The following is a 22,866-nucleotide window of genomic DNA, read 5'->3' as shown; positions in this document are numbered from 1 at the left end:
GAGTGCGTGCGATGAACGCCGCCGAATTGCGTGATAAAGCGCCGGATGAGCTGCGGACGCAGCTTGCAGACCTGAAGAAAGAGGCCTTCAACCTCCGTTTTCAGGCCGCGACCGGTCAAACTGAGAATACCGCCCGGATGCGCGCTGTGCGCCGGGATATCGCCCGGGTTAACACCGTGCTCAACGAAAAAGCCGCAGCCGCGGCCGAGTGATCGGAGAGATTACATGCCAAAGCGTATCCTCCAGGGCGTCGTGACGAGCAGTCAGAACGAACAGACCGTAACCGTCTCTGTTGAGCGCCGGTTCAAGCACCCTGTTTTGATGAAGACGATTCGTAAGTCCAAGAAGTATCGGGCACACGACGCGGACAACGCATTTAATGTCGGGGACACGGTTCGCATTCAGGAATGCGCGCCGCACTCGAAAACGAAACGCTGGGAAGTGGTGACCGAAGCTTCGGCTGAGTAATCCACCCCATCTATCGAAACCGTGGGCAATGAGGCCCACAGGTCGGGAGAAACAATATGATCCAGATGCAGACGAATCTGGATGTTGCTGACAACTCCGGCGCTCGCCGTGTTCAGTGCATCAAGGTTCTCGGCGGCGCGAAGCGCAAATATGCTTCCGTCGGCGATATCATCGTAGTCTCGGTGAAAGAAGCGACCCCCCGGGGCCGCGTGAAAAAGGGCGACGTGCGCCGGGCAGTTGTTGTCCGTACCGCAAAGGAAGTGCGCCGCGAAGATGGCACGGCGATTCGCTTTGACAGCAACGCCGCTGTGATCCTCAACACCGCAGGGGAGCCGATCGGCACCCGTATCTTTGGCCCTGTAGTTCGCGAACTGCGCGCCAAGAACTTCATGAAGATCATCTCGCTCGCTCCGGAGGTGCTCTAATGGCTGCTAAGCTGAAAAAAGGCGACAAGGTCGTCGTACTCACCGGTAAGGACAAGGGCAAAGAGGGCGAAATCACCGCCGTCATGCCGAAAGATGGCAAGGCCGTCGTGTCCGGCGTGAACGTCGTGATCCGCCACACCAAGCAATCGCAAAACAGCCAGGGCGGCCGCATCTCGAAAGAGGCGCCGATCCAGCTGTCCAACCTCGCGCTTGTCGACCCCAAGGATGGCGGTCCGACGCGTGTCGGCTTCCGCATGGAAGACGGCAAGAAGGTGCGCTTTGCCAAGAAATCGGGGGAAGTGATCGATGCTTGATACAGCAAACTACACCCCGCGCCTGAAGGCTCTCTATGACGAGAAAATTCGCGCGGCTCTGAAAGAAGAGTTCTCCTACAAGAACGACATGATGATCCCGCGGCTCGACAAGATCGTGCTGAACATGGGTGTCGGTGAGGCCGTTGCGGACAGCAAAAAGGTCAAAGCCGCGCATGACGATCTGATGCAGATTGCAGGTCAGAAGCCGGTGATCACGAAGGCCAAGAAATCCATCGCGGGCTTCAAGGTGCGTGAAGATATGCCGCTCGGCGTGAAGGTTACCCTTCGCGGGGACCGGATGTACGAATTCCTTGACCGGCTCATCACCGTCGCGATGCCCCGCATCCGCGATTTCCGTGGTGTCAGCCCCAAGAGCTTCGACAGCCGTGGCAACTACGCAATGGGTCTTAAGGAGCACATCGTGTTCCCCGAGATCAACTTCGACAAGATCGACCAGGCTTGGGGCATGGACATCGTGATCTGCACGACGGCACCGACCGACGCAGAAGCAAAATCGCTTCTCGCCGCGTTCAACATGCCGTTCACGAGCTGAGCCGGGAGAGGACGAAATGGCAAAAGTTTCTATGATCGAACGGCAGAAAAAGCGCGAGCGTCTCGTTGCTAAATATGCCGCAAAGCGCGCAGAGCTGAAAGCGATCGCCAATGACGACAGCCTTGAGATGGCTGATCGTTTCAAGGCACGCATGAAGCTGGCAAAACTGCCGCGCAACTCCGCGCCGACGCGCCTGAACAACCGGTGCCAGGTCACCGGTCGTCCCAAGGCGTACTACCGTAAACTTCGTATGTCGCGGATCGCGCTGCGGGATTATGCCTCCTTTGGGCAGATCCCCGGCATGGTCAAGTCGAGCTGGTAAGGGGAGCGAACCGTTATGGCGATGAACGATCCTATCGGCGATATGCTGACCCGCATCCGCAACGCGCATATGCGCGGCAAGACGGATGTGACCACCCCGGCGTCCAAGCTGCGTGCTTGGGTTCTGGATGTGCTGGCCGACGAAGGCTACATCCGTGGCTATGAAGCCATCACTGGCGCTGACGGCCACCCGGCCCTCCGTATCGAGCTGAAATACCATGAAGGTGCCCCCGTGATCCGCGAGATTAAGCGCGTATCGAAGCCGGGCCGCCGCGTGTATTCCGGCGTTAAGGATATCCCAACGGTCCGTCAGGGCCTCGGGATTGCAATTGTCTCCACCCCGCGTGGGGTGATGTCGGATGCACATGCACGGGCGGCCAATGTTGGCGGCGAAGTGCTCTGCACCGTATTCTAAGGAGGGCAACGCATGTCTCGTATCGGTAAAAAACCGGTTGACCTGCCCGGCGGCGTGACAGCCACCGTGTCCGGTCAAAAGATCGACGTGAAGGGGCCGAAAGGCACTCTGTCCTTCACCGCAACGGATGATGTGGATATCGCTGTTGAGGACAACGCAATCACTGTGACGCCGCGCGGCAAATCCAAGCGCGCCCGTCAGCAGTGGGGCATGTCCCGCACCCAGATCGCAAACTGCGTTCAGGGCGTGACCTCCGGCTTCAAGAAAGAGCTGGAAATCAACGGGGTTGGGTATCGTGCACAAGTTCAGGGCAAAGTCCTGAAACTCGCGCTCGGTTACAGCCACGATGTCGATTTCGACATTCCTGAGGGTGTGACCGTCACCGCTCCGAAGCCGACCGAACTGGTCGTTGAGGGGATTGATGCTCAGCAGGTCGGTCAGGTCGCGGCAAATATCCGCGAATGGCGTAAGCCGGAGCCCTATAAGGGCAAGGGCATCAAGTACAAAGATGAATTTATCTTCCGCAAGGAAGGGAAGAAAAAGTAAGGAGCGCGACAGCAATGGCGAACAGCAAGCTACAACTGTTCCAGAAGCGCCGTCAGCGCGTCCGGAACAAACTGCGCAAGAACGCGAATGGTCAGCTTCGGCTTTCCGTGCACCGTTCGAACCGCAACATCATGTGTCAGATCATCGACGACTCCAAGGGCGTGACCCTTGCGTCGGCATCCACGCTCGAAAGCGCGCTGGGTGTGGTCGGGCAAAAGAACATCGACGCGGCAACCAAGGTTGGCGCAGCCATCGCGGAGCGCGCGAAGGCCAAAGGCATCGAAGAGGTGTACTTTGACCGTGGCGGCTTCCTCTTTCATGGGAAGGTGAAGGCACTCGCCGACGCTGCCCGTGAAGGCGGCCTGAAGTTCTAAAGGAGACGAGGAATGGCAAGGGAAAACAACCGCCGGGATCGCCGCGAACGCGAAGAAACCCCGGAATTCGCCGATCGCCTGGTCGCGATCAACCGCGTTTCCAAAACGGTGAAGGGTGGTAAGCGTTTCGGCTTCGCGGCTCTCGTCGTTGTCGGTGACCAGAAAGGCCGTGTCGGCTTTGGCAAGGGCAAGGCCCGCGAAGTGCCAGAGGCGATCCGCAAGGCAACGGAACAGGCCAAGCGCCAGATGATCCGTGTGCCGCTGCGCGAAGGCCGCACGCTGCACCACGACATGGAGGGGCGCCATGGTGCCGGTAAAGTTGTGATGCGCACCGCACCGCAGGGGACCGGGATCATCGCAGGTGGTCCGATGCGTGCCGTGTTCGAAATGCTGGGTATTCAGGACGTGGTGGCGAAATCCACCGGCTCCCAGAACCCCTACAACATGATCCGTGCCACGATCGACGGGCTGAACAAAGAAACCAGCCCCCGTCAGATCGCAGCACGCCGTGGCAAGAAGGTCGCAGACATCCTGCACCGTGACGATGCCCCGGCAGCAGAAGCGGTGGAGGGTTAATCCATGGCAACTATTGTTGTGAAGCAAGTCGGATCCCCGATCCGTCGCCCGAAAGAGCAGCGTGACACGTTGATCGGTTTGGGCCTGAATAAGATGCACAAGACCCGCGAGCTGGAGGATACCCCTTCCGTGCGCGGTATGGTCAACAAGATCCCGCATCTGGTTCAGATCATCGAAGAAAAGGCGTAAGCCATTCGTGGGGTGCGGTGATCGCGCCCCACATACAGTTGAAACCGTGGTCCCCCGTCTGTCGCACTCGCGGGGTGTATCCGGAAGAGGAGAGCGACAATGAAACTGCATGAGATTCGTGATAACGCAGGCGCCACCAAATCCCGCAAGCGGATTGGCCGCGGCCCGGGTTCCGGCACCGGTAAGATGGGTGGCCGTGGTATCAAAGGTCAGAAATCCCGGTCGGGTGTGGCGATCAAGGGCTATGAAGGCGGCCAGATGCCGCTCTACCAGCGTCTGCCAAAGCGCGGCTTCAACGTGCCGAACCCCAAGCGCCACGCAGTGGTCAATCTGGGCCTGATCCAGAAATTCATCGACGCGGGCAAACTTCAGGCCGGCGATATTGATGAGGCAGCCCTGATCGCATGCGGCCTCGTGCGCCGTAAGTGGGACGGTGTGCGCGTGCTCGCCAAGGGTGAGATCACCGCAAAGGTCAACCTCACGGTCACCGGTGCCTCCAAGGGCGCTGTTGAGGCTGTCGAAAAGGCCGGTGGGTCCATCACGGTTGCGGCACCTGTGACCGCCGACGCGGACGCGTGACTTGCGCATCGCGCAAAGACATCACATCTGACCATTAGGTCAGCGCGCCGCGGGGCCGAACACTCGGCCCGGCGGCGTAAGTATGAATAGAGGGTCCAGACATGGCATCAGCAGCGGAACAGATGGCAGCGAATATAAGCTGGTCCAGCTTCGGCAAAGCGAAGGAGCTGCAAAGCCGCATCCTTTTCGCGCTCGGGCTTCTGATCGTTTACCGCATCGGCACCTATATCCCCGTGCCGGGGATCGATACCGAACAGTTGCGTGCCTTCTTTGAAGAGGCGCAATCGGGTATCGGGGGCATGGTCAACATGTTCACCGGCGGGGCGATTGGCCGGATGGCGATCTTTGCCCTTGGCATCATGCCCTATATCTCTGCCTCCATTATTGTGCAGCTTTTGGCGTCCATGGTGCCGCATTTCGAGCAGCTCAAGAAAGAGGGTGAGCAGGGCCGTAAGAAGCTCAATCAATATACCCGCTATGGCACGGTTTTCCTTGCCGTTGTGCAGGCCTATGGCATGTCCGTGGGGCTTGAGGCGCAGGGGCTTGTGACCGATCCCGGCTGGTTCTTCCGAGTGTCCTGCGTGATCACGCTGGTGGGCGGCACGATGTTCCTGATGTGGCTCGGGGAGCAGATCACCGCGCGCGGCATCGGCAACGGCATCTCGCTCATCATCTTTGTCGGGATCGTGGCCGAATTGCCCGCAGCCCTCGCACAGTTTTTCGAGCAGGGCCGTCAGGGCGTGATCTCCCTTCCCGTGATCCTCGGTGTGATGGTCATGGCGGTGGTCGTGATCGCGTTCGTCGTGTTTGTCGAGCGTGCGCTGCGCAAGATCCATATCCAGTATCCGCGCCGTCAGGTCGGGCAAAAGATGTATGGCGGCGAAAGCTCCCATCTGCCGCTCAAACTGAACCCGGCAGGTGTGATCCCCGCGATCTTCGCCTCCTCCTTGCTGTTGCTGCCGCAGACGGTGACGACCTTCTCCACCTCGGACGGGTCCGGTGCACTGGCATGGGTGGCGGTGTATCTGGGCCGTGGACAGCCGCTGAACTTCCTGTTCTTTGCCGCGCTGATCGTGTTCTTCACCTATTTCTACACGGCGAACGTTTCGTTCAAGTCGGATGAAGTGTCCGACAACCTCAAGAAGCAGGGCGGTTTTGTTCCCGGCATTCGTCCGGGCAAGCGGACGGCGGAATATCTCGATTATGTGGTCTCCCGCCTTTTGGTCGTCGGCTCTGCCTATCTGGTTGCCGTGTGTCTGTTGCCCGAGGTGCTGATTTCGCAACTCAACGTGCCGTTCTATTTCGGGGGGACATCTCTTTTGATCGTGGTCTCCGTCAGCATGGATACGGTGCAGCAGATCCAGTCGCATCTTGTGGCGCATCAATATGAGAGCCTGATCGAGAAATCGAAGCTGCGCGGCAAGCGTGGTGGCAAGACGGGCCGCAAACCGGCTCCGGGGAGGCGCTGATGAACATTATCCTCCTGGGACCACCGGGCGCTGGCAAGGGCACACAGGCCCGCCGTCTGGTCGAAGAGCGCGGCATGGTGCAACTGTCCACTGGCGACATGCTGCGCGCCGCGAAATCCTCCGGCACGGAGATGGGCAAACAAGTTGCCGCCGTGATGGAGCGTGGCGATCTGGTGACCGATGAGATCGTCATCGGCCTGATCGCAGAGCAGCTTGATCAGGGCGCGGGCGAGAAGGGCATCATCTTTGACGGCTTCCCGCGCACGCTGGCGCAGGCAGATGCGCTTGGTGAATTGTTGGCCGCGCGTGGCTCGAAACTGGACGCGGTCGTGGAGATGAAGGTCGATGCCGACGCGCTCGTGTCCCGCATCACGGGCCGCTTTACCTGTGACAACTGTGGGGAAGTGTACCACGACACCACCAAACCGCTCAGCGTGGAGGGGAAGTGCGACAAATGCGGTGGCACCTCCTTTACGCGCCGCGCGGATGACACGGAAGAGGCGCTGCGCAATCGCCTCATGGTCTATTACCGGGATACTGCCCCGTTGATCGGCTATTACTACGCGCATAAATCGCTCCGTTCGATCGACGGGCTGGGCGAGATTGAAGAGGTTGCGGGCCGCGTGAAATCGGCCCTAGCGTCATAGGAAATCTGGCGATTGTGCGGGTTGACAGTAAGGCAAACCGCCTTATGATCCGCGCACCCTCCGAAAGGAGAGTCGCTTCCAGTTTTCCTGCGCCCATTGAGGCCCGGAATTTTCAGGTCCGGGATCGGGCGTGACGTGATGAGATTTGGTGCCGGTCTTTGATCGGTTTTGGAATGAAACATACGCCTCAGACGGCGTGGAACAGACAGACGGAGCAAGCCCTTGGCGCGTATCGCTGGTGTCAACATCCCGACGAATAAGCAGGTGCAGATTGCCCTGTCCTACATCCATGGCATCGGCCGTCATTCGGCCGTGGAGATTTGCAAGGCAACGGGTGTCGATGGCACCCGTCGCGTGAACGAACTCTCCGACGCCGAAGTGCTTCAGATTCGGGAGCATATCGACGCGAACTTCACCGTTGAAGGTGACCTGCGTCGTGAGAAATCCATGAATATCAAGCGTCTGATGGACCTTGGCTGCTATCGCGGCCTGCGTCATCGTCGCGGTCTGCCGGTGCGCGGTCAGCGTACCCACACGAACGCCCGCACCCGTAAGGGCCCCGCGAAGGCGATCGCTGGCAAGAAGAAATAAGGAGAGCGGCAGATGGCACGCGAAAAGATCCGCGCAAAGAAGAAGGTTTCGAAAAACATTACGTCCGGCGTGGCGCATGTGAATTCGAGCTTCAACAATACCAAGATCCTGATCTCCGATGCGCAGGGCAATGCGATTGCATGGTCCTCCTCCGGCACGATGGGTTTCAAGGGCTCGCGTAAGTCCACCCCGTTTGCCGCGCAGGTCGCAGCAGAGGATGCGGGCAAGAAGGCACAAGAGCACGGCATGCGCACGCTCGACGTCGAAGTGCAGGGCCCCGGCTCTGGTCGCGAATCGGCTCTCCGCGCGCTGGCAGCAATCGGTTTCACCATCACGGCGATCCGTGACGTGACCCCGATCCCGCACAATGGCTGCCGCCCGCCGAAGCGTCGCCGGGTCTGATTTTTTTAAAGTTTCGCGCGTGCAGGCCCCTTGCGGGTTTGCGCGCGCTTTTCGCGTTTTAACTGACCGAATTCCTCGGGCGCTTCCGTCCCCGGATCCAGGCCGGAAGCTAGAATGGAGGATACCATATGATCCAGAAGAATTGGCAGGCGCTTATCCGCCCGACCTCCCTCGATATTCGTCCCGGCGCAGACCCGCGCCGCACAGCCACCGCCGTGGCCGAACCGCTTGAGCGCGGTTTCGGCCTGACGCTTGGCAACGCGCTGCGGCGCGTGCTGTTGTCCTCGCTTCAGGGCGCGGCCATCACCTCCGTCCAGATCGACGGCGTTCTTCATGAGTTTTCTTCCGTTGCCGGTGTCCGTGAGGACGTGACCGACATCGTGCTGAACCTCAAAGGCGTGTCCGTGAAAATGGAGGTGGAAGGGCCGAAGCGCGTGTCCATCTCCGCGACCGGTCCGGGCGTTGTCACCGCAGGCGACATCGCGGAAACCAACGGGATTGAGATCCTCAACAAGGATCACGTCATCTGTCACCTCGACGATGGCGCGTCCGTTTACATGGAACTGACCGTCGAGAACGGGAAGGGCTATGTCGCAGCCGACAAGAACCGCCCGGAGGACGCACCGATTGGCCTCATCTCCGTCGATGCGCTGTTCTCCCCGGTGAACAAGGTGTCCTATAAAGTGGAGCCGACCCGTGAGGGTCAGGTGCTCGACTATGACAAGCTGACGCTCAACATCGAAACCGACGGCTCCCTGACTCCGGATGATGCGATCGCGTATGCCGCGCGCATTCTGCAGGATCAGTTGGGCGTGTTCGTCAACTTCGACGAGCCGGAAGCCGCTGGCCGCGCCGAAGAAGAGGACGAGTTGGAATTCAACCCGCTTCTCTTGAAGAAGGTCGACGAGCTTGAACTCTCCGTCCGCTCCGCGAACTGTCTCAAGAATGACAACATCGTCTATATCGGTGACCTCATTCAAAAGACCGAAGCGGAAATGCTGCGCACCCCAAATTTCGGCCGTAAATCCCTGAACGAGATCAAGGAAGTGCTGGCGCAGATGGGTCTGCACCTCGGCATGGACATCATCGACTGGCCGCCGGACAACATCGAAGATCTGGCCAAGAAGTTCGAAGACCAGTTCTAAGTCATTCGGGTGGGCCGCAAAGCCCACCCAACCCGGGCAATCCCGCCCCAAGGAGAGGGCACCACACGCATGGTGACCCCAGACAAAGTATAAAGACTTGAAGGAGTTAGAAAATGCGTCACGGTAATGGATATCGTAAGCTAAACCGCACCCATGAGCACCGGAAGGCGATGTTCGCCAACATGGTCGCGTCGCTGATCGAGCATGAGCAGATCAAGACGACCCTGCCCAAGGCGAAAGAGCTCAAGCGGATCATGGATAAGATCATCACCCTCGGCAAAAAGGGCGATCTGCATTCCCGCCGTCTGGCCGCATCCCGTATCAAGCAGGACGCTGCGGTGGCAAAGCTGTTCGAAACCCTCGGCCCCCGGTATGCGGAGCGGTCCGGTGGTTACACCCGCGTGCTGAAAGCCGGTTTCCGTTATGGCGACATGGCACCGATGGCGATCATCGAGTTGGTGGATCGCGACACTTCCGCAAAAGGCGCCGCCGACAAGGCGCGCGTCGCGGCGGAGATGGAAGCAGACGACGAATAATCTTCGCCCACCCACGGACTATCTGAAAGCCCCGGCGTTACGCTGGGGCTTTTGCGTTTCGTCCTTTCTGTCATGAGGTGCTTGAGGAACAGGGTGTTCCACAAGTCACCTCGCCCAGTGTGGATCACGATTCGCGCGTGCCTCAAGGCCGCTCGTGCCTCGGGCCTTGACCCACACCCGAATCGCGCTGTTGCACCCGGATCGGGTCGCATAGAATGACCACATGAGTGATTTGTTCGATACCGGGGCGGCAAAGGCCGCGGAGGGGCCACGCCCCCTTGCCGACAGGCTGCGCCCGGCGACCCTTGATGAGGTGATCGGGCAGGATGACCTGCTGCGGGACGGGCCGCTCGGCGCGATGCTTACCTCAGGGCGATTGTCCTCGCTTATATTGTGGGGTCCGCCGGGTGTCGGCAAAACGACCATCGCGCGGCTGCTGGCACAGGAAACCGATCTTGTGTTTGTCCAGATCAGCGCGATTTTCACCGGTGTCCCTGACCTGCGCAAAGTGTTTGACGCGGCGAAGATCCGGCGCGCGAACGGGCGCGGCACGCTTCTGTTCGTGGATGAAATCCATCGCTTCAACAAGGCGCAGCAGGACGGATTTTTGCCCCATATGGAGGATGGCACGATCATCCTTGTGGGCGCGACCACCGAGAACCCGTCATTTGAGCTAAACGCGGCGGTCCTGTCGCGCGCGCAAGTCTGCGTGCTCAAGCGGCTTGATGCGGATGCGATGGAGCAGATGTTGAAGCGGGTGGAGCAATCGGAAGCGGACCTGCCGCTGACCCCAGACGCCCGGCGACAGATCATCGACATGGCCGATGGCGACGGGCGGGCGCTCCTCAATCTGGCGGAGCAGGTCTTGTCATGGGGCGCGAAGGAGCCGATTGATCCCGTGACCCTGTCAAAGCGGCTCTCGCAGCGGGCGGCGAAATACGACAAGACGGGGGAGGAGCATTACAACCTCATCTCTGCTTTGCACAAATCGGTGCGCGGGTCGGACCCGGATGCGGCCCTCTACTGGTTTGCGCGGATGCTGACCGGGGGTGAGGATCCGCGTTACCTCGCCCGCCGGATCACCCGCATGGCGGTGGAGGATATCGGGTTGGCGGACCCGCAGGCGCACCGCATCTGCCTTGACGCGTGGGAAACCTATGAGCGCCTTGGCAGCCCGGAGGGCGAATTGGCGCTGGCCGAGGCGCTGCTTTACCTCGCGCTCGCCCCGAAATCGAACGCGGCCTATGTCGCCTATAAAGCTGCGATGAAGGCCGCGAAACAGCACGGGTCAGAGCCGCCCCCGGCCCATATCCTCAACGCGCCTACGCGAATGATGAAGGATTTGGGATACGGCGCGGGCTATGAATATGACCATGATGCCGAGGACGGGTTTTCCGGCCAGAACTATTTTCCCGACACGATGGACCGCAGCGTTTACTACGTTCCGGTCGAGCGCGGCCATGAGCGAGATCTGAAAAAGCGGGTTGAGTATTTCGCCAAACTGCGCGCGCAAAAAGGGCGCGGCTGAGCTTCCTTGCGTAGTAATACAAAACTTACTATAGTGAATTGGAAAGCGGGCCTGACACGACGGGCGACGCTTTGAGCTTTATGCGCTTAACTTCAGGAATCATCTGGTGGCAGGTTCGCTCTACAGTCTGATCTACCGCAGTTATGCGCGGCCGCCATGGATTGGCGACAAAAGCCTGCGCGATATCGTGCAAGAGGCGCACGCCTTTAACTCTCAGAATGACGTGACCGGGGTTCTGATTTTCAGCGATGGCGTGTTCGTTCAGGTTTTGGAGGGTGGCACGGCGACGATCCTGCAATTGACGGCCCGGATCGCGGCGGACCGCCGGAATGAGCGGTTGCGTGTGTTGTGGCACGGGCTGGTCCCCGAGCGGCAGTTTCCTGACTGGACCATGGGCTGTTTTGACATGACTGATGTGCAGCCAAGCGACAATCCCGTCCCGCAAGCCGTGATGCGCCGTGGCGGCGAAGGGCCGGTCTGGACCGATCAGATGACCCAGAAACTGATCGCGTTCTACAGTGAAAACCGCGTCTCGGGGCTGGAGCCGATGTTCCAGCAGATGCGCCGCTTGAGCTGACGCGGCGGCGCGGCGGGTTGACAAGCTGCGCCTAAGGGCAGATTTCACGCCCATGACCACAGGATTATTCTCCGCAACAGCCTTTATGCAGGTCGCCCTCGGTGGGGCGATCGGTGCCGTGCTGCGTTATGCCAGCGTTGTGTTTGCCATGCGTTTAATCGGCACCGGATTTCCATTTGGCACGCTGTTTGTGAATGTCGTCGGCTCTTTCCTCATGGGGATCGCGGCGGTGTGGGTTTTGTCGCGCCCCGGAATGGCACCATTTGTCATGGCGGGCGTGCTGGGGGGATTCACCACGTTTTCGGCCTTTTCGCTCGACGCGCTGCGCCTGATCGAGGCAGAGCGGATCGGGGCGGCCCTGCTTTATGTATCGGGCAGTGTGGGCCTGTGCCTTATCGCGGTTTTCGCAGGCATTATGATTGGACGGGGGGCCATGGCATGAGTGGCGTGCAAACACTCATTCTGGATGCGGAGGCCGAGGGCCAACGGCTCGACCGCTGGTTTCGCAAGGCGTTCCCGCATATCACCCAAGGCCGCATCGAAAAAATGTGCCGCAAGGGGGAAATCCGCGTCGACGGCGGGCGGGTGAAATCCGCAACCCGGCTTGCCGAAGGGCAGGAAATCCGCATTCCACCCCTGCCGGAGCCAGAAGAAGTGACCAGCGCGCCGGTTGTGCGCGCGATCTCTGACGCGGATGCGCAGATGATCCAATCGGCGGTGCTCTACCGCGATGTGGATATGATCGTGCTGAACAAGCCCGCTGGCCTTCCGGTGCAGGGCGGGTCGGGGCAGGGCAATCGTCATGTGGACGGATTGGCCCCCGCGCTTGCCTTTGATGGGGAGCCGCCAAAGCTGATCCATCGGTTGGATAAGGACACGTCGGGCCTGCTTGTTCTGGCGCGCACCGGGCGCGCGGCGGCGGCCCTTTCTGCGGCGTTCCGCTCCCGTGTCACGCGCAAGATTTACTGGGCCGCAGTCGCGGGTGTGCCCAGCCCGCGCATGGGCACGATCCGGTATGGATTGGTGAAACAGGGCGGTTTTGGCGTCGAAAAGATGTCTTGCATCCACCCTGATGCCGTGAACCGGACAGATGGCGCAAAGCGGGCCGTCAGCGACTATGCGGTGATCGAGACGGCAGCGACCCGCACCGCATGGGTCGGGCTGATCCCGGTCACGGGCCGCACCCACCAATTGCGCGCCCATATGGCCGAGATCGGGCATCCCATCATCGGGGACGGCAAATACGGCACCAATTCGCAGGTCAATGACGGCGACGGCTGGGGTGCGCAGCTTGGCGGCGATGTGAGCCGGAAGCTGCATCTTCATGCGCGCAGCCTCGTCATTCCGCACCCGACCACGGATCGGGAGATGACCTTCACCGCGCCGCTGCCTGACCACATGATCCGAACATGGGGCCTGTTTGGCTGGTCGGAAAAGGACGCGCCCTTTGATCCCTTCGTCGAGGAAGATCAGTTTTGAGCACGGCGCTGAAACTCGTCGTATTTGATATGGACGGCACGCTGATCGACAGTCAGGCGCTGATCCTGTTTGCGATGCGCGCGGCTTTCGTCTCCCATGACCTTGAGCCACCGAGCGATGCCGAAACCCTGTCGATTGTTGGCCTGTCCTTGCCCCGCGCGATTGAGGAATTGCGCCCGGGTCTCAGCCAAGCGGCCAATGCCGCCCTCGTGGACGGGTACAAAACCGCCTTTGTCGCCCAGCGTGCGGCCAGCGGCGGAGAGGCCAGCGTGCCGCTTTACCCCGGCATCCGCGCGCTGCTGGATCGTTTGGCGCAGGATGAGACGATGCTTTTGGGTGTCGCAACCGGCAAGGCGCGGCGCGGGCTCGATCACGTTTACGCAGCTCATGACCTTGAGCGGTATTTCGTGACCTCGCAAACGGCGGATTTTCACCCGTCGAAACCGCATCCCGCCATGCTGGAGCACTGCCTTGCCGAGACCGGCGTTGACCCGCGTGATGCGGTCATGATCGGGGACACAAGTTTTGATATGGAGATGGGGCGCGCGGCGGGCTTTGGCACGGTTGGGGTGTCATGGGGCTATCATCCGGTTCGCCGGTTGGAGGACGCGGGCGCGCATCACGTCGTCCACCGGGCGGAGGAGATTGACGCGGCCATTTCAAAACTGCTGGAGGGCGTGACATGAGCGCATGGAAAGCGAAACGTTTCTGGAAACAGGCGAGCGTGGCAGAGGCTGAGGCGGGCTACACCATCACCCTTGATGGGCGCCCGGTTCATACCCCGATGAAAACCGTGCTCGTGGTGCCAACGCGGGCGCTCGCCCTTGCCATCGCGGAGGAATGGGAGGCGCAGGAGGATGCGATCAATCCCGAGACGATGCCGCTGACCCGTGCCGCGAACTCCGCGCAGGAAAAGGTCGCGCCGCACCTGGATGCGGTGCGTGATATGCTGGCGGAATATGGCGATACGGACCTGATCTGCTATCGCGCCGAGGGGCCGGAGGCGCTGATCGCGCGCCAGTCTGAGGCATGGGATCCGCTGCTGGCTTGGGCGGCGGAGGCTTACGGCGCGCGGCTTATTCCGGTGACCGGGGTGATGTATCATGCGCAACTGCCCGAAGCGCGCGCGAAACTGCGTGCGGCGCTGGACGGTATGGACCCGTTCCGCCTGACCGGGGTGCATGACCTGATCACGATTTCCGGCTCACTGATTCTGGGTCTGGCCGTGGCGGATCGGCATCTGCGCGCAGCAGACGCGTGGTCGCTCGCCCGGATCGACGAGGCTTGGCAGGAGGAGCAGTGGGGCGAAGACAGCGAAGCGCAAGACGCCGCCACCCGCAAACGCGCCGATTTCCTGCGGGCCGAGCGCCTGCTTGACCTCCTGGAAGGGTAGGCCGATGACGTCCCCCCGATATGCGCAAAGCATGGCCGAGCTTCTGACGCCTGCGGAGTTGAGGGAACTCGACGGACTTGAATTCATTCAAGGCATCCGCGACGGGCGCCTGCCCGCGCCGCCCATTGGCCAAACCCTGAACTACCGTATGGTGGAGGCCGAGCATGGCCGCGTGGTGTTTCGCGGCACTCCCAATTTTGCGGTGATGAACCCAATCGGAACGGTCCATGGCGGCTGGTTCGGGACGCTTTTGGATAGCTGCATGGCCTGTGCCGTGCAGACCACGCTGCCAAAGGGGCAGGGCTACACAACGCTGGAATACAAGATCAACATCATCCGCCCGCTGTTTGCAGACAGTCAGGATGTGCTGGCGATTGGCGATGTGCAGCATGGCGGGCGGCGGACCGGCATTGCCGAGGGCAAGGTCATTGGGGCGGATGACGGAAAACTCTACGCCACAGGCTCGACCACCTGCCTCATTTTTGGGCTTTGACTGAAAATTCCGACCGCGGGTCAATTTTTTTGCAGGGAAACTGTGCAGGTTCCGCATACCAGTGCGTACCGAATCTCTTTCTGATCTGCATCGGCGCCCCAAGTAGGTAAGCGCCCGCGACCTATTTCATTTTTTCCATTGCTTAGAAACGCCGCGTACACAACTTAAGCGTGTGATCCGCTCATCCAACAGGCGACAGCCCGCAATTTTGAAGCACGAAACGGGCGTCAAACCCCTGTATTGGTTCAAGAATGTTTCGCACCTGCGAAATACCGGACAAATTCTGGAAAATTCAGCATTCATAGCGGTTTGGGGCGGAAAAAATTGCGTCAGCGGTGCTGTCTTACCGCTTTGCCGCAAAGATGGTCTTGACGATCCAAAAGCGACATGCCCAAACTCCATCACGGCCCTTGAACGGGCTGATAACGCTGGCCGATGGGTTATCCCCCACCAGGCTGGTATTCGTACATCAGGGAAGAGGACAACATGAAAAAATCAGTCTTTATCGGCGCACTGGCATTTGCCGGCCTCGCAGCCGGCGCAGCGGCGGCACAGTCCACGCTGGAAGAAGTGACCAATCGCGGCGAACTGCGTTGCGGTGTTTCCACCGGTCTCGTGGGTTTCGCAGCGCCGAACTCCGCAGGTGAGTGGGAAGGCTTTGACGTCGCCGTATGTCGCGCAGTTGCAGCAGCCGTTCTCGGCGACCCGTCTGCAGTTGAGTTCATCCCGACCACCGGTAAGACGCGCTTCACCTCGCTCAACTCCGGCGAAATCGACATGCTCGCGCGGAACACCACGTGGACCTTCTCCCGTGACGTGGACCTGAACTTCGAGTTCACCGGCGTGAACTACTACGATGGTCAGGGCTTCATGGTTCCGGCGAGCCTTGGCGTTTCCTCCGCAACCGAGCTTGACGGCGCGACCGTCTGCATCCAGACCGGCACCACGACCGAGCTGAACCTCGCAGACTTCTTCCGCTCCAACGGCATGTCCTACGAGCCGGTTCCGATCGAAACCAATGCTGAAGCGCAGCAGCAGTTCCTTGCAGGCACTTGCGACGTCTACACCACGGACGCATCCGGCCTTGCAGCGACCCGCGCAGCGTTCCCGAACCCGGGCGATTACGTGCTGCTGCCGGAAATCGTATCGAAAGAGCCGCTTGGCCCGCTCGTACGTCACGGCGACAACCAGTGGGGCGACATCGTGCGCTGGACGCTCAACGCACTCATCACTGCTGAAGAGCTCGGCGTGACCGGTGCAGACGCGGCCAACCCGGTCGAGTCCAACAACCCGGAAGTCAACCGTCTGCTCGGCACCGCCGGTACGCTCGGTGAAATGCTGGGTCTCGACAACGCATGGGCAGCACGCGCCATCGCGGCAAGCGGCAACTACGGTGAGATCTTTGAGGCGAACATCGGTGAATCCACCGCAATCGGCCTTGCACGCGGTCTCAACGCACAGTGGACCGATGGCGGCCTGCTGTACTCCCCGCCGTTCCGTTAATCGGATCTGAAGATTGGACGCGCCCCTCACAGGGCGCGTCCTTTTGCTTTGAGTTACGTTTTCTTTGAAAACTTAAGCCGTAAGTGCGACCGTGGTGGTGCAGGGACTGCGCCTGTTTTCGAGATCGACACAGCGGGTAAACCAACAGACGAGGGGTGCGGGACATGACCGCCATACCGGACAGGGGCAATGAGTCTTTCCGGCTCAGTCAGCTCATTTACGATACAAGATACCGGGCGCTGACATTTCAGTTTATTGCCCTTGTGGCACTGATTACCTTCATCGCATGGCTGATGAGCAACTTGTTCAGCAACCTTGCCGATCAGGGTCAAGATATCTCTTTTGCGTTCCTTGCTTCACCCGCAGGGTACGACATCAACCAGCAGCTTATTCCCTATGACAGCCAAGACACGCATTTGCGTGCTGCCATGCTCGGGATTTTGAATACGCTTTTGGTTGCTTTCCTAGCCTGTGCGACGGCGACGGTGATCGGCGTGATCGCGGGTGTTTTGCGCCTGTCGAAAAACTGGCTGATCTCGCGGCTCATGGCCGTTTATGTCGAAGCGTTCCGCAACGTGCCGGTTCTGATCTGGATCCTGATCATTTTCGGGGTGAACAACATTATCTTCCCCCAGCCGCGTGCATTCCGGGGTGCTGATCCTGATGCTTCAATGGTGCTGTGGGACTCGATCGCGTTCACCAACCGTGGCGTTTATATCCCGAAACCGATCTGGGAAAGCGGCTCTGCGATTGTGGTGGCAGTGTTCCTGCTCTCCATCATCGGGATTTTCGTGTTCCGCCGCTATGCGCGTAACCTGCTTTATAGCACGGGTAAGCTGCTGCCGACCGGGCGGATCTCCCTCGCGATCTTTTTCGTACCGACGCTGCTGGCCTATTTCGTTCTGGGCATGCCCATCGGATTGGAAAAGCCGGAGCTTGCCGGGTTTAACTTCCAGGGTGGCATTCAGCTGCGCGGGTCGTTGATCGCGCTGTGGTTCGCGCTTGCGATCTATACGGGTGCCTTCATTGCGGAAAACGTGCGGGCCGGTATTCAGGCTGTCTCCAAAGGACAGACCGAAGCCGCTGGCGCGCTGGGCTTGCGCCCGAACCGGATCATGAACCTCGTGGTTCTGCCGCAGGCGCTGCGTATCATCATTCCGCCGCTGATTTCCCAGTATCTCAACATCACCAAGAACTCGTCATTGGCCATCGCTGTGGGCTACATGGATGTCACGGGCACGCTGGGGGGCATCACGCTCAACCAGACCGGGCGCGCGATGGAATGTATCCTGCTTTTGATGCTGTTCTATCTGACGATTTCCTTGAGCATCTCGGCGATCATGAACGTCTACAACAACTCCGTTAAGCTGAAGGAACGCTAAGATGAGTGACACACATTCTCATTCCGCCGCGTTCGTGCGGCATGACCAAATCCCGCCATCGCCCCCACCTGCGGGCGAAACGGGGCCGGTCAAGTGGATCCGGGAGAACCTCGCGTCTTCTGTCTCCAATGCCATCATGACGGTGATTGGCCTTGTCGCGATCTTCTATCTCGCGATTTGGGCACTGCCTTGGTTCACCAATTCTGTCTGGAACGCGGCAGACATTCGTGAATGCCGGGAGATCATGGGCGATGCGCGCGGTGCGTGTTTCGCGGTGATCGAGGAGCGGTGGCTTCAGCTGCTGTTCGGGTTCTATCCGCCCGAATCCTACTGGCGCCTGATCATCAGCTTCTTTGGGCTGTTCCTTGCCCTTGCTCCGATCCTGTTCAGCAATCTGCCGCGGGTGCTGATGGTGTGGACGGGTCTGTTCCCGTTCGTGTCTGTCTGGCTCATCTGGGGTGGCTCGTTCTGGGGTCCGGCGATGGTGCTGGCGGGGTTTGTCGTCGGTTATTTCATCTTCCGCTTCGCTTCGACGATCAATTTTGTCGCCGGACTTGCGGCTGGCATTGTCGGCGCGATCATCTGGTGGTCTTTCCTGCTGGGGCCGATTGCAGGTGTGCTGTCGTCGATCATTCCGATTGAGTTGGCGAAGGTCGAAAGCCGGGAAATCGGTGGCTTCACGATCAACTTCATCCTCGGGATTTCGTCGATTTCGCTGTCCTTGCCGTTGGGCATTCTGCTGGCGCTTGGCCGTCAGTCGAACCTGTTCTTCATCAAGGGCGTCTGTGTCGTATTTATCGAGTTCATCCGCGGTGTGCCGCTGATCACGCTGCTGTTCGTGGCGAACGTGATCCTCGCGTTCTTCCTGCCGCCGGGCTCCAATTTCGACCTGATGTTGCGGGTGATTATCATGATCACGCTGTTCGCGTCGGCCTATATCGCCGAGGTGATCCGTGGGGGGCTTGCTGCCCTGCCGACCGGTCAGTACGAGGCGGCCGATGCGCTTGGCCTCGATTACTGGCAGGCGATCCGCTTCATCATTCTGCCGCAGGCGTTGAAAATCTCCATTCCGGGGATCGTCAATATCTTCATCGGGTTGTTCAAAGACACGACACTCGTGTCCGTGATTTCGATGTTCGACCTTGTTGGGATGATCCGTGGTCCGATCCTGTCCTCCACGGACTGGAGCGGGATTTACTGGGAACTGTGGTTCTTTGCATCCGCGCTGTTCTTCGTTTTCTGCTACGGCATCTCGAAATACTCAATGTATCTGGAGGATAAACTCCGGACTGATCACCGATAAGGAGGGGCTATCATGCAAGATGCAGCTCAAAACACATCCAAGATGGCCGTTTCTGACGAGGTGGCAATCACGATCAACGGCATGAACAAGTGGTATGGTGACTTCCACGTTCTGCGCGACATCGACCTGACCGTTCAGCGCGGGGAGCGGATCGTGATCTGCGGCCCGTCCGGTTCGGGCAAGTCCACGCTCATCCGGTGCATCAACGCACTGGAGGAGCACCAGAAAGGCTCCATCACGGTGGACGGCACGGTGCTGTCCAACGATCTCAAGAATATCGACAAGATCCGGTCCGAGGTTGGGATGGTGTTCCAGCACTTCAACCTCTTCCCGCATCTGACAATTCTTGAGAACTGCACGCTGGCGCCGATCTGGGTCCGCAAGATGCCCAAGAAAGAGGCTGAGGATATTGCGATGCACTTCCTCACCAAGGTGAAGATCCCCGAGCAGGCCAACAAGTATCCCGGCCAGCTTTCCGGTGGTCAGCAGCAGCGTGTGGCGATTGCCCGCTCGCTGTGCATGCGGCCCAAGATCATGCTGTTCGATGAGCCGACCTCGGCGCTCGATCCGGAAATGATCAAGGAAGTGCTCGATACCATGATCGACCTCGCGGAAGAGGGCATGACCATGCTCTGCGTCACGCACGAGATGGGCTTTGCCCGTCAGGTGGCGAACCGCGTGATTTTCATGGATGCGGGGCAGATCGTGGAGCAGAACGAGCCAGAGGAATTCTTCCTCAATCCGAAATCGGACCGGACCAAACTGTTCCTCAGCCAGATCCTCGGCCACTAACGGCCCATGTGAGACAAACAGAAACGGCGCCGGATCATCCGGCGCCGTTTTGTGTTTCTCGTGTCAGATCGTGTTAAACGAGGTCTTTGGGTGCTGCGAAATGCTTGAAATGGTTTTTGCCGAACTCGACCTCGGCCCATTCCCCAGCGTCGCACTCAAAAATCGCCGTGCCCGCAGTTGGGTATTTGGTGAACGCGCGGCGCTGGCTTTCCCCGACCTTTGACGTCGAAAGTTTGCGCGCGAGGCTGCCGATCCCCGGTTGATGCCCGATCAGGAACAGCGTTTCCGCCGCCGTGGGCGTGGTGCCAATCACCGCCAGCGCGGTTTTCGGATCGGCCATATAGAGCGCCTTTTCCGTTTGCGGCTCTGGCACTTCGGCAAAAAGCGGCTTCATCGCGGCCCATGTTTCCATGCTGCGTTTCGCAGGCGAAATCCAGATGTGATCGGGGATGAGGTTATGTTCCCTGAGCCAAGCGGCCATCAACGGAGCACAAAGCCGACCGCGCTGGTTCAGGGGGCGATCCACGTCTGCAATGTCCGGGTCGGACCATGAAGACTTGGCATGGCGGATGAGAACGATTCTTTTCATAGGGGGATTCCGCTAGAAACTGCTGTCACAATCAAGTGTTAAGCATCCTTGAACGCTGTCATATGCAGCGCGACCTGAGGACGCGGCGGGGCGAAGGCCTGCCCGACGGGGCAGGCGCGGCGCGCGCGACAGCCCTGATCCATACAATCGGCCCCTTCGGGTTGGCGCAAATGCGCGCGGCAGGCGGCCACATCATACTGCCCCCCGGCAAAGGCATCGACGGGGCAGGCAGTGGCGCAGGGTTGCGCGCAGCTGTCACAGGGGCGCGCGGCGTCCCTTTGTGGCGCGAGTGGCTCGGGCAGCAAGAGCGCGCCGCGAAAGGAGACCCAAAGCCCCGTTTGCGTCCCCACAAACGGCCCGATTGGGGAGGGCCAGATCACCCCGCTGGCCTCGGCCCAACGCAGGAATGGTGGCCATGGCGGCCCGTCAAACGGAAAGACGGGCACGGCGCCGACCGCGCCTGCCACGCCTTGCAGCACCCGCCGCGACCACCGGTCAAGCGGATGGGATGCGCCATCGCGGTATTCGGGTGACGTGCTGAAAAGGGGCCAAAACACCCGATTGTCCGGCCCGATCAAAACAGCGGAGCCGCCGTCATGCGGGGCCACGCCCATGACCCGAAGGCCATGGGGTGCCAGATGCGTCGTCAGGTCGTCCCAAGTCATCGCTTGATGATCGACCCTGCACCCTGCTCGGTAAACAGTTCCAGAAGGCAGGCATGGGGTGCCCGCCCGTCAAGGATCACGACAGCGCCCACGCCGCCCTCAATCGCGGCAAGGGCGGTTTCCGTCTTTGGGATCATCCCGCCGGAAATGATGCCCTTCTCTGTCAGATCGCGGACATTCTCTGCCGTCAGATCAGTGATGACATCGCCATCGGCGTCCTTCACCCCGGCGACATCGGTGAGCAAAAGCAGGCGGTCGGCCTTCATCGCGGCGGCAATGGCCCCGGCGGCTGTGTCACCGTTCACGTTGAACGTCTCTCCCTTGGTGCCCATCCCGACGGGGGCGACGACGGGGATGAAATCGCTGGCGACAAAGGTGTTCAGGATGCCGGGGTTCACCTTGACCGGGTGCCCCACAAATCCAAGGTCGAGCACTTTTTCGATGGCGCTGTCCGGGTCTTTCACCGTTTTGGTCGCCTTTTCGCAGATCATCAGGCTTGCATCCTTGCCCGACAGGCCGACAGCGCGGCCGCCCTGCGCATTGATCGCCTGCACGATCCCTTTGTTGATCCGGCCTGACAGAACCATCTCCACCACTTCGACGGTGGCCGCATCGGTGACGCGCTTACCATCAACAAATTCGGAGGTGATCGACAGGCGCTTGAGCATCTCGTTGATCTGCGGCCCGCCGCCATGGATCACGACAGGGTGCACGTTGCACTGTTTCATCAGCACGATGTCGCGGGCGAAACGCTCCATCGCTTCATCATCGCTCATGGCGTGGCCGCCGAATTTAACGACGACCGTGGCCCCGTCATAGCGTTGCAGGAAGGGCAGCGCCTCAGACAGGGTGCGGGCGGTGGCGATCCAATCTCGTTTCATGGCGGTCGATTTCTCCATGTCTCACTCCATTCCGGCGATGACGGCGCGCAGCGTTTCGATCCCGGTTTTCTTTTCCGATGAGGTCACGATCAATTCGGGGAAGGCGGCGGGGTGCTGGCGCAGCACGGTGCGGGTCCGCTCAATCGCCTTTTCAAGATCATCGCCGCGCGGCTTGTCCGCCTTGGTCAGGACAACCTGAAAGGTCACGGCGGAGGCATCGAGCAGGCTCATGATCTCCTCATCCACCTTTTTCGCGCCATGTCGCCCGTCGATCAACAGGAACACGCGGCGTAGCGTGGCGCGGCCCGCGAGATAGGCTTTCAACAGTTGTTGCCATTGATCCACCTTGGCCTTGGGCGCCTCGGCAAAGCCGTAACCGGGCAGATCGACGAGGTAGCGGTCCTCCCCCAGCGTGAAAAAGTTGATTTCTTGCGTGCGGCCGGGGGTGTTGGACGCGCGGGCGAGCGCCTTGCGCCCTGTCACCGCGTTGATCAGGGAGGATTTGCCGACATTGGAGCGCCCGGCAAAGCACACCTCGATCCGGTCATCCGGGGGCATCCCATCCATCGCGACGACCCCCTTGAGGAAATCGCAGGCGCCAGCGAACAGTTTGCGCCCGCGTTCGGCGCTGATCGCGTCCGGCTCTTCGGCGATGGGAAAGGGGATTTGGGTCATGTCTGGATCAGTCCGGCAGGTTTCGGGGTCAGGTGTACCCCGCATCGGCGCGCAAG

33 protein-coding genes are annotated in these 22,866 nt (G+C 60.1%); 29 read left to right on the top strand and 4 right to left on the bottom strand.

Annotation, left to right across the window (positions count from 1 at the left end; translation table 11 throughout):
* Positions 1–11: 11 nt before the first annotated feature.
* The 29 genes from rpmC to FHS89_RS15435 all read left to right on the top strand — a co-directional run bounded on the left by rpmC (position 12) and on the right by FHS89_RS15435 (position 20,000).
* Entirely contained in the window at positions 12–212 is a 201-nt protein-coding gene (gene rpmC, locus FHS89_RS15575; protein WP_184013051.1) for a 50S ribosomal protein L29, read from the top strand.
* A gap of 13 nt (positions 213–225) precedes the next feature.
* A complete protein-coding gene (gene rpsQ / locus FHS89_RS15570; RefSeq protein ID WP_184013050.1) occupies positions 226–468 on the top strand; it encodes a 30S ribosomal protein S17 in 243 nt (80 codons plus the stop codon).
* 56 nt (positions 469–524) lie between these two features.
* Positions 525–893, top strand: coding sequence for a 50S ribosomal protein L14 (rplN, locus tag FHS89_RS15565; protein WP_184013049.1), 369 nt, complete (start codon positions 525–527; stop codon positions 891–893).
* Positions 893–1,207, top strand: coding sequence for a 50S ribosomal protein L24 (rplX, locus tag FHS89_RS15560; RefSeq protein ID WP_184013048.1), 315 nt, complete (start codon positions 893–895; stop codon positions 1,205–1,207). The genes rplN and rplX overlap by 1 nt, the downstream gene beginning before the upstream one ends.
* Positions 1,200–1,760: a 50S ribosomal protein L5 gene (rplE, locus tag FHS89_RS15555; protein WP_184013047.1), complete on the top strand. Its 561-nt coding sequence runs from the start codon at positions 1,200–1,202 to the stop codon at positions 1,758–1,760. Before rplX ends, rplE begins: the two co-directional genes overlap by 8 nt.
* A 16-nt stretch (positions 1,761–1,776) precedes the next feature.
* Entirely contained in the window at positions 1,777–2,082 is a 306-nt protein-coding gene (gene rpsN / locus FHS89_RS15550) for a 30S ribosomal protein S14 (RefSeq protein WP_184013046.1), read from the top strand.
* Positions 2,083–2,103: 21 nt separating this feature from the next.
* On the top strand, positions 2,104–2,496 hold the full coding sequence (gene rpsH, locus FHS89_RS15545) for a 30S ribosomal protein S8 (RefSeq protein WP_184013067.1): 393 nt from the start codon (positions 2,104–2,106) through the stop codon (positions 2,494–2,496).
* Between the two features lie 12 nt (positions 2,497–2,508).
* On the top strand, positions 2,509–3,042 hold the full coding sequence (gene rplF / locus FHS89_RS15540; RefSeq protein WP_184013045.1) for a 50S ribosomal protein L6: 534 nt from the start codon (positions 2,509–2,511) through the stop codon (positions 3,040–3,042).
* 14 nt (positions 3,043–3,056) lie between these two features.
* Positions 3,057–3,416 carry a 50S ribosomal protein L18 gene (rplR, locus tag FHS89_RS15535; RefSeq protein ID WP_184013044.1) on the top strand — a complete coding sequence of 120 codons (360 nt, stop codon included), beginning with the start codon at positions 3,057–3,059 and terminating at the stop codon, positions 3,414–3,416.
* Between the two features lie 12 nt (positions 3,417–3,428).
* A complete protein-coding gene (gene rpsE / locus FHS89_RS15530) occupies positions 3,429–3,992 on the top strand; it encodes a 30S ribosomal protein S5 (RefSeq protein ID WP_184013043.1) in 564 nt (187 codons plus the stop codon).
* A 3-nt stretch (positions 3,993–3,995) separates the two neighbouring features.
* Positions 3,996–4,181, top strand: a complete 186-nt coding sequence (gene rpmD, locus FHS89_RS15525; RefSeq protein ID WP_184013042.1) for a 50S ribosomal protein L30 — start codon at positions 3,996–3,998, stop codon at positions 4,179–4,181.
* A gap of 99 nt (positions 4,182–4,280) precedes the next feature.
* Positions 4,281–4,760 carry a 50S ribosomal protein L15 gene (rplO, locus tag FHS89_RS15520; protein ID WP_184013041.1) on the top strand — a complete coding sequence of 160 codons (480 nt, stop codon included), beginning with the start codon at positions 4,281–4,283 and terminating at the stop codon, positions 4,758–4,760.
* Between the two features lie 101 nt (positions 4,761–4,861).
* On the top strand, positions 4,862–6,229 hold the full coding sequence (gene secY / locus FHS89_RS15515) for a preprotein translocase subunit SecY (RefSeq protein WP_184013040.1): 1,368 nt from the start codon (positions 4,862–4,864) through the stop codon (positions 6,227–6,229).
* Positions 6,229–6,876 (top strand): adenylate kinase, encoded by a 648-nt coding sequence (locus tag FHS89_RS15510; protein ID WP_184013039.1) that lies wholly within the window; start codon positions 6,229–6,231, stop codon positions 6,874–6,876. The genes secY and FHS89_RS15510 overlap by 1 nt, the downstream gene beginning before the upstream one ends.
* Before the next feature lie 222 nt (positions 6,877–7,098).
* Positions 7,099–7,467: a 30S ribosomal protein S13 gene (gene rpsM, locus FHS89_RS15505; RefSeq protein WP_184013038.1), complete on the top strand. Its 369-nt coding sequence runs from the start codon at positions 7,099–7,101 to the stop codon at positions 7,465–7,467.
* A gap of 12 nt (positions 7,468–7,479) precedes the next feature.
* On the top strand, positions 7,480–7,869 hold the full coding sequence (rpsK, locus tag FHS89_RS15500) for a 30S ribosomal protein S11 (RefSeq protein ID WP_184013037.1): 390 nt from the start codon (positions 7,480–7,482) through the stop codon (positions 7,867–7,869).
* Between the two features lie 128 nt (positions 7,870–7,997).
* Positions 7,998–9,014 carry a DNA-directed RNA polymerase subunit alpha gene (locus FHS89_RS15495; RefSeq protein ID WP_184013036.1) on the top strand — a complete coding sequence of 339 codons (1,017 nt, stop codon included), beginning with the start codon at positions 7,998–8,000 and terminating at the stop codon, positions 9,012–9,014.
* 113 nt (positions 9,015–9,127) lie between these two features.
* Positions 9,128–9,550, top strand: a complete 423-nt coding sequence (gene rplQ, locus FHS89_RS15490) for a 50S ribosomal protein L17 (RefSeq protein WP_184013035.1) — start codon at positions 9,128–9,130, stop codon at positions 9,548–9,550.
* Between the two features lie 223 nt (positions 9,551–9,773).
* Entirely contained in the window at positions 9,774–11,078 is a 1,305-nt protein-coding gene (locus tag FHS89_RS15485; RefSeq protein ID WP_184013034.1) for a replication-associated recombination protein A, read from the top strand.
* A 106-nt stretch (positions 11,079–11,184) separates the two neighbouring features.
* Complete coding sequence (locus FHS89_RS15480) at positions 11,185–11,655, top strand: BLUF domain-containing protein (protein WP_184013033.1); 471 nt, start codon at positions 11,185–11,187, stop codon at positions 11,653–11,655.
* 52 nt (positions 11,656–11,707) lie between these two features.
* Positions 11,708–12,097, top strand: coding sequence for a fluoride efflux transporter CrcB (crcB, locus tag FHS89_RS15475; RefSeq protein ID WP_184013032.1), 390 nt, complete (start codon positions 11,708–11,710; stop codon positions 12,095–12,097).
* The gene (locus FHS89_RS15470) at positions 12,094–13,134 is read left to right on the top strand and encodes an RluA family pseudouridine synthase (RefSeq protein ID WP_184013031.1); all 1,041 of its coding nucleotides are present in this window, start codon (positions 12,094–12,096) and stop codon (positions 13,132–13,134) included. Before crcB ends, FHS89_RS15470 begins: the two co-directional genes overlap by 4 nt.
* Positions 13,131–13,820, top strand: a complete 690-nt coding sequence (locus tag FHS89_RS15465; RefSeq protein ID WP_184013030.1) for an HAD-IA family hydrolase — start codon at positions 13,131–13,133, stop codon at positions 13,818–13,820. The genes FHS89_RS15470 and FHS89_RS15465 overlap by 4 nt, the downstream gene beginning before the upstream one ends.
* Entirely contained in the window at positions 13,817–14,527 is a 711-nt protein-coding gene (locus FHS89_RS15460) for an ATP12 family chaperone protein (RefSeq protein ID WP_184013029.1), read from the top strand. The genes FHS89_RS15465 and FHS89_RS15460 overlap by 4 nt, the downstream gene beginning before the upstream one ends.
* Before the next feature lie 4 nt (positions 14,528–14,531).
* Positions 14,532–15,020, top strand: a complete 489-nt coding sequence (locus tag FHS89_RS15455; RefSeq protein ID WP_184013028.1) for a PaaI family thioesterase — start codon at positions 14,532–14,534, stop codon at positions 15,018–15,020.
* Between the two features lie 486 nt (positions 15,021–15,506).
* Positions 15,507–16,523: an amino acid ABC transporter substrate-binding protein gene (locus tag FHS89_RS15450; protein ID WP_184013027.1), complete on the top strand. Its 1,017-nt coding sequence runs from the start codon at positions 15,507–15,509 to the stop codon at positions 16,521–16,523.
* 164 nt (positions 16,524–16,687) lie between these two features.
* A complete protein-coding gene (locus FHS89_RS15445) occupies positions 16,688–17,905 on the top strand; it encodes an amino acid ABC transporter permease (protein WP_184013026.1) in 1,218 nt (405 codons plus the stop codon).
* 1 nt (position 17,906) lies between these two features.
* Positions 17,907–19,208, top strand: coding sequence for an amino acid ABC transporter permease (locus tag FHS89_RS15440; protein WP_184013025.1), 1,302 nt, complete (start codon positions 17,907–17,909; stop codon positions 19,206–19,208).
* 12 nt (positions 19,209–19,220) lie between these two features.
* On the top strand, positions 19,221–20,000 hold the full coding sequence (locus FHS89_RS15435) for an amino acid ABC transporter ATP-binding protein (RefSeq protein ID WP_281376711.1): 780 nt from the start codon (positions 19,221–19,223) through the stop codon (positions 19,998–20,000).
* Between the two features lie 73 nt (positions 20,001–20,073).
* On the opposite strand, the gene FHS89_RS15430 is transcribed toward FHS89_RS15435, so the two are convergent.
* Genes FHS89_RS15430 through yihA form a run of 4 tightly spaced genes read right to left on the bottom strand, consistent with a single transcriptional unit; the run spans position 20,074 to position 22,810 of the window.
* Entirely contained in the window at positions 20,074–20,589 is a 516-nt protein-coding gene (locus FHS89_RS15430; protein WP_184013024.1) for a SixA phosphatase family protein, read from the bottom strand.
* A 38-nt stretch (positions 20,590–20,627) separates the two neighbouring features.
* A complete protein-coding gene (locus tag FHS89_RS15425) occupies positions 20,628–21,254 on the bottom strand; it encodes a ferredoxin (protein ID WP_184013023.1) in 627 nt (208 codons plus the stop codon).
* Complete coding sequence (argB, locus tag FHS89_RS15420; protein ID WP_184013022.1) at positions 21,251–22,135, bottom strand: acetylglutamate kinase; 885 nt, start codon at positions 22,133–22,135, stop codon at positions 21,251–21,253. Before argB ends, FHS89_RS15425 begins: the two co-directional genes overlap by 4 nt.
* A gap of 21 nt (positions 22,136–22,156) precedes the next feature.
* Positions 22,157–22,810: a ribosome biogenesis GTP-binding protein YihA/YsxC gene (gene yihA / locus FHS89_RS15415; RefSeq protein WP_184013021.1), complete on the bottom strand. Its 654-nt coding sequence runs from the start codon at positions 22,808–22,810 to the stop codon at positions 22,157–22,159.
* Positions 22,811–22,866 lie beyond the last annotated feature (56 nt).

Origin of the sequence: Rubricella aquisinus, assembly GCF_014199445.1 — a bacterium.
Classification (GTDB): domain Bacteria; phylum Pseudomonadota; class Alphaproteobacteria; order Rhodobacterales; family Rhodobacteraceae; genus Rubricella; species Rubricella aquisinus.
Note: the sequence above shows the minus strand (reverse complement) of the source record. Positions and strands in the feature narration are given on the sequence as shown.